This window comes from Parabacteroides caeci (assembly GCF_023656795.1).
Classification (GTDB): Bacteria; Bacteroidota; Bacteroidia; order Bacteroidales; family Tannerellaceae; genus Parabacteroides; species Parabacteroides segnis.
The window spans coordinates 73,206-79,205 of sequence record NZ_JAMOKT010000033.1; the positions used below are offsets into that span (position 1 = coordinate 73,206).

3 protein-coding genes and 1 pseudogene are annotated in these 6,000 nt (G+C 47.2%); all 4 read left to right on the forward strand.

All coding sequences use genetic code 11. The features are described 5' to 3' along the window. Positions 1-4: 4 nt before the first annotated feature. A complete protein-coding gene (locus tag NBH15_RS16585; protein ID WP_195584802.1) occupies positions 5-178 on the forward strand; it encodes a hypothetical protein in 174 nt (57 codons plus the stop codon). Between the two features lie 8 nt (positions 179-186). Next, positions 187-4,089, forward strand: a complete 3,903-nt coding sequence (locus tag NBH15_RS16590; RefSeq protein ID WP_250823115.1) for a hypothetical protein — start codon at positions 187-189, stop codon at positions 4,087-4,089. Next, a complete protein-coding gene (locus tag NBH15_RS16595) occupies positions 4,086-5,003 on the forward strand; it encodes a hypothetical protein (RefSeq protein WP_250823116.1) in 918 nt (305 codons plus the stop codon). The genes NBH15_RS16590 and NBH15_RS16595 overlap by 4 nt, the downstream gene beginning before the upstream one ends. Before the next feature lie 2 nt (positions 5,004-5,005). Then, positions 5,006-6,000, forward strand: a pseudogene (locus NBH15_RS16600) (hypothetical protein); the annotation flags it as partial.

The following is a 6,000-nucleotide window of genomic DNA, read 5'->3' on the forward strand; positions in this document are numbered from 1 at the left end:
AATTATGGAGGCCGGTTTCACCTATCATGAAATCATGTATGAAATTCCCTGGTGCGTGATACTTAACATGATTAGCGACACTGGAGAAACCAGGAAAAAACAGGAAAACTCAGATTTAGAAGAAGGCGAACCGATCAGTTCCGAACAGGAAGAACTGGAGTTCCTCGGCTTAGCTTGAAAAACGTTATGAACGAGACAGTACAGGTTACATATAAATTCGGTGGGGACCTCGACAAAAAAGTCGAGGAAGTAACGCTGGGTATCAAAGGGCTGCGGGACGAGTCGGAAAGCACATTCCGCCGTTTACTGGAGTCCAGCAATAACACGTTCAATTCCATGAGCGAAAATAACCGTCGCCTTGCTGTCAGCATTCAGGAAAACATCAATACCCTCCGGCAATTATCGGCAACGGAAGAATCCCTGGAGAACAGCAGGGCGCAGGGAAACATATCGACAGCCGCCTATCTTGAAACCAAAGCCAAATTAGTAGTAAAGGAAAATGAGCTCCGTGAGGCGATCATTACCGGGACACATACTTTAAACGAACGGATCGGCAAGGAAAAAGAGGCAGTCGGTTCCTTGAACTCGTTGCGCGGTAGTATGATGTCACTCGTTGATACCTACCGGTCCATGAGCAAAGCCGACCGGGACGGGGAAGCGGGCAGCCAGTTGCTTACAAAAATCCAAAACCTTGACAAGGAGATCGGCCAGGCAGAAAGCCGTCTGGCCGGCCTCCGCAGTGCCGGAGGAACCACATTTAACAGCCTTAACATGTCCGTCCAGCAGGTGGCGAGGGAACTTCCCTCGCTAACCATGGGCGTGAATACCTTTTTCCTGGCCATATCAAATAACATGCCGATCCTGATCGACGATGTAAAACGGGCACGCCAGCAATATGCGCTCCTCAAAGCAGAAGGACAGGCGGCCACCCCGGTATGGAAACAACTCGCATCGTCCATCATTTCATGGCAAACGGCGTTAGTTGTTGCCATCACCATGCTTTCCATGTACGGGAAGGATATTATCGCCTGGGGACAGGATTTGTTCTCCGCAAACAAGTCACAACGCCTGTTGACCGAAAGTTTGCAGGAATTTAACGAGGAACTGCTGAAGGAACGCCAGTCACTGGAAGAAGTATTCAGCCGGCTGAACAAGACGAAGGAAGGGACGGAAGGCCGGAGAAAAGCCATCAACCAAATCAACGACCTGTATGGAAAATACCTTCCTAATTTGTTGTCGGAAAAAAGTTCACTGGATGAAGTAAACGCCGCTTATAAACGGATTACCGCATCGATTAGGGAAAACGCGGCGGCAAAAGCCCAGGCTTCGGCTACAAGCAAAGTTGCGGACAAGGCGCTCAAAACACAAGCGGAGGCTTTAACTTCCATGCGTAACGAACTGAAAGGTCAGGATACGGGGTTTATAGACCGACTGATCGGCGATATCATGGACCTGACGGAAGAATCTGAGCGTGCCGGATTAGGCTTCCAAAAAACATGGAGCACGGTCCTGGGAAAAGTGCAATATGAAACGAAGGGTATAAAAATAGACAGTGATTTTTATGGATCACTCGAAGACTATATCAAAAGCTACCTGGAATCGGAAAAGAAGATAAAGGATATCCAAAAGCAGTATAACCCGTTTTTTAACAAGGAAGAGGCTGAGAAGGCGATCACAGAAAACAAGGAATACTGGGAAGAGGTAAAGAAACAGGCGGAATCCGTACTGGAAAATATATCTGCGGAACAGAAAAAATTACTGGATGCGGGAAAAACTACCGGCATAAGTGAAACGACGGTTGCAACATATAAAGAAGCGCGTAAAAACATAGAGGAAGCCACCGCCGCCCTTAAAGCGTACGATTCGTACGACAAGCAAGGGAAAGAGGCTACCCGGAGCATGAACAAGGAACAGCGGGAAAAAGAAAAGGCCAACGCTGTCAAGGCGGAAGCCGCCATGCGCCTTCTGGAGGTCGAAAGAGGGGAACAATCCATTGCAGAGGCAAAAAGCGAACTTGAATTGAAAAATCAGGCTTCGGAAATAGCCAGGATGAAAGACGGGGCGGCCAAGGAATTAAGACAGATCGACCTGGAGTATCAACAGAAATTGTCCTCGATCCGGAAATATGAACAGAATTTGTTACAGGCACAGCAGGAACTGGAGAAAAAGAAGTGGGAAATGGAAAACCCCGACTGGAAGAAAAAGGGGCTGGAATTTACTCCGAAAACGACTTCGGTAGACCAGTTGCCTTCAGGGATCAGACGGGAAATAGATGATTCCAGGGATAACGCTGCATTGGATGCGGATAAGGCAAAGGAAGATGTCTTAAAAAAAATGCTGGAAAAATATCAGGACTATGACAGCCAGAGGCGGAAGATCGAAGAAAAATTCACGGCGGATTACCGTTTTCTTTCTTCCCAAAGGACCGAGACGAACAGCAGTGACATAGATACGGCACTCATTCAGCTCGAAAAGGATAAAAAGAAGGCTTTATCGGCAATTTCATTCGACGAGTTGAAAGATTCCGATTTGTGGACGGCCATATTTTCCGATCTGGGTAAAAAGTCCCTGCCCGTCCTGGAAGAACTCCAGGTCAAAGCCAGGGAGGTTAATACGTCTACCTGGACACCGGAGAATGTAAAGGAATACCAGGAAGCGATCAACCGGCTGGAAAAAGAAATAAGGTCCCGCAGCCCGTTCAAGGCGATCCGGGACGATTGGAACAAACTTCTTAAAGCTATTAAAGGCAAAGACGGGAAAGTCGATAAGAATGCCATATCCGAGGCACTGAGCAATATCGATGAAGAAATACAGTCGGTGCTTTCTTCCCTTTCCACTGTATCGGGCGGAGTCGGTGATATTTTCGGAAGTGATGCCGGATATGCGGCGGAACAGACTATGGAGCTCGCATCAGCCTTGGGCGGGGTCGCCACAGGCGCGGCCCGCTTTGCTTCAGGGGATATCTTGGGAGGTGTTACCAGTGTTGTCAGCAGTATAGGCAAGGTTTTCGCCATGGGGAAGAAAGTAAAGGAAATGAACCGTCTGGCCCGGGAGGAAAACCAGAAATTCTATGACAAAGCCATGGAAGGGGAAAAGGAATACCAGAAGATGGTCCGGGAGCGTTTACGCCTGGAACAGCAGATCGGGGAAACATCCTTAAAATATAATAAACGTATCACGACTGAACTCAAACAGCAATCAGGAGACGTTCAAAAGGAGTATGAAAAGATATGGGCCGAATTGCAGGGGGAAGAGTTCATTTCAGGAAAAGGTTACAAACACGGTACATGGTTCCGTAAGGCCAAAACATGGAATATATATTCTTCCCTGGCAGGCAAGAGCTATGACGATATAGAAAAACTGTATACGGAAGGCCGCCTGGAAGAAAAGGTCGCAAAGTTGTTCGAACAGCTTAAAGCCTTGAAGGAAGAAGGTGCGGATATTGATCAGATGCTCGCCGACCAGGCCGAGAGCATGCGTGAAGCCTGGACGGGAACCACCTCTGACAGTATCGCGGACAGCATACTTCAGGGATTCGCCGAAGGGAAACGCTCGGCGGCGGATTTTGCGGACAGTTTTGAGGAAATGTTGAACAATGCCGTGTTGCAGGGAATAAAGCTAAGGGCTTTGGAAGAACCGCTCCGCCAATGGTACGAAAAATTTGCCCAGGCCAGTGAAGGCGGTCTGACAGAGGATAAAATTGCCTCATTGAAGGCAGAATATGACAAAGTCATAGAAAATGCGGCCCGGCAGTTGGAAGAGGCCGAGAAAATTACCGGACTCGATATTTCCGGTGTAACGGGAACCAGCCGGCAGGCGACAGCTAAGGGCATAGCATCCATGAGCCAGGATAGTGCCAACGAACTTAATGGTAATTTTTATGCGTTGCTTATAATGGCGGATAAGACCTGCCAGGGAGTAAATTCGATTCAGTCAATGATTACGGAAGGATTGAGTGTTCTGGGGCGGATCGAGGAAAATACGTCCCATTGCAAGCGTCTGGAAAAGATTGAAAACGATATGGAAGGTACACGTCGTACGCTTCAGGAGATATTGAATAAGGGATTAATTTTAAGGAAAGCGGCATGATCGACAACTGTTACATAGACGGGATCAGTATCTGTAACCGTTTCGGGGTATGGGTGACCAAAGGCGGATATAAGGACCTATTGACATTCCCGGCACTGGTTGATCCAGATACAAACGATTGGCCGGAAGAAGATGGCATCGAGGTCGATTTGTCGAAACCGAAAATACAACCCAAAGATATAACCATTTCATTCTTGGCAAGCAACCGAGCTATGAATGTGGTCGATTTCGTTGCTTTTCTAAGTCAGCCGGGGTACCATACTCTTCGTGTTCCTATATTAAACAGGGAATGGCGCTTGCGTTTGTCAACCTACCCGACCAATAAGGTATATCCTAATGCTTGTGGTTTCTCACTGAAATTTATCGAAGATACTCCCGCTTGTTCTACCTATATTCCCTTGCCTGATCCGGGGGTGATTATTCATAACTGCGGTTATGAGTTGGATGGCATTCCTTTTTCGGATTATGGCGTAGTGGTAGACAGAGCGAAAGATGAACTGTTGAAAGCTCCGGCAGTAAAAAAGAACCTTACCCGAAAAGTAATAACACAAAACGGGCAACAATATGATGTGGACCATCTTGTTTTTTCAAGTAAGGAATCAACATTTAAATGCTATTTCAAGGCTGCTTCAATAGAAAGGTTCTGGCAATGTTACGATGCGTTTTTTGGAGTTCTAATACAACCTGACGAACGGTTGTTGTATGTGGATTCATTACGGGAGACCTACCCTTGCTATTATAAAAAAAGTTCGGGTTTCAAAATACTCAGCCTTCGTGGACCGGTGATTATGGAATTTAATCTGACATTGGTATTTACGGTATTCAGGATTCAAGAAATGGAATATCTGCTGGCCAGTGAAGATGGAAGATTTATTATGACTGAAGATGGTGAACATTTAATTGATATGAAATAATTATGGCAAAAGAACCTATCAAAATATCAGAACTGACACCGGCTACCTCACTGACCGGCTTTAGTACAATCGGTTACAAAATAGTCGATGGGAAGAAAACAAGTGTAAAACTTGATTTAAGCTACGTTCAGGAAGCCTACGAAAAAACGGTTGATGCGACAGAAAAGGCTAATGAAGCTATTGCCAACACAAATAAGGCTAAAGATGAAGCAAATGCAAAGATGGAACAAATCGAGCAGGAAGCAAATCAGAAAATAGCTGACTTGACAACCTTTGAAACTACGGCCAAAGAGCAGGAGGCAGATCGTGTAGATGCCGAAAAGAAACGAAAAGCCGAGGAAGGAATACGGAAAACCGACGAAGCAGCCCGGGGCTCAGCCGAGGAACTGCGTGAACAGAGTGAATCGAATCGTATAGCTGAAGAGGGTAAGCGTGTGTCCGCTGAAGGAATCCGAGACAGCGCAGAGCAGGCCCGCATCAGGGAAGAAGGAACTCGGAATACACAAGAACAGGCTCGTGAGGATGCCGAAGACGCCCGTGTTTTGGCTGAGAAAAAACGCGTTACTGAAGAAGGTCAGCGCGATGCTGCCGAAGCTTTACGTAATCAGTCTGAACAGACCCGTGTTACGGAGGAAGGAAAACGTGATATTGCTGAACAGAATCGTGTAACGTCGGAAGTTGGTCGTGGGGATGCTGAAAAATTACGTATCTCTGCCGAAACAGGACGAGATGAAGCTGAAAAACTGCGTGTATCTTCTGAGGCGAACCGAAAGACGGAAGAAGGTAAACGCGATGCAGCAGAGCGAGCTCGTGAGGATGCCGAAGCTGCTCGCGTTGAAGCCGAAAGGCTCCGTGCTCAGGAAAGCCGGGAGGCTATAGATAAAGCCGAATCCTCTGCCGGATTAGCGGACTTGGCGGCGGCTGCCGCTCAGGAGACAGCCGATCATCCGACCTACGTTGGCGACAACTATTATATCTATAGGTGGAACAAGGAGAC

Excerpts from the sequence above, each read along its gene's own strand:
- NBH15_RS16595 (WP_250823116.1), top strand. The coding sequence starts at position 4,086 with ATGATCGACAACTGTTACATAGACGGGATCAGTATCTGTAACCGTTTC.
- NBH15_RS16590 (WP_250823115.1), top strand. The coding sequence starts at position 187 with ATGAACGAGACAGTACAGGTTACATATAAATTCGGTGGGGACCTCGAC.
- NBH15_RS16585 (WP_195584802.1), top strand. The coding sequence starts at position 5 with ATGGAGGCCGGTTTCACCTATCATGAAATCATGTATGAAATTCCCTGG.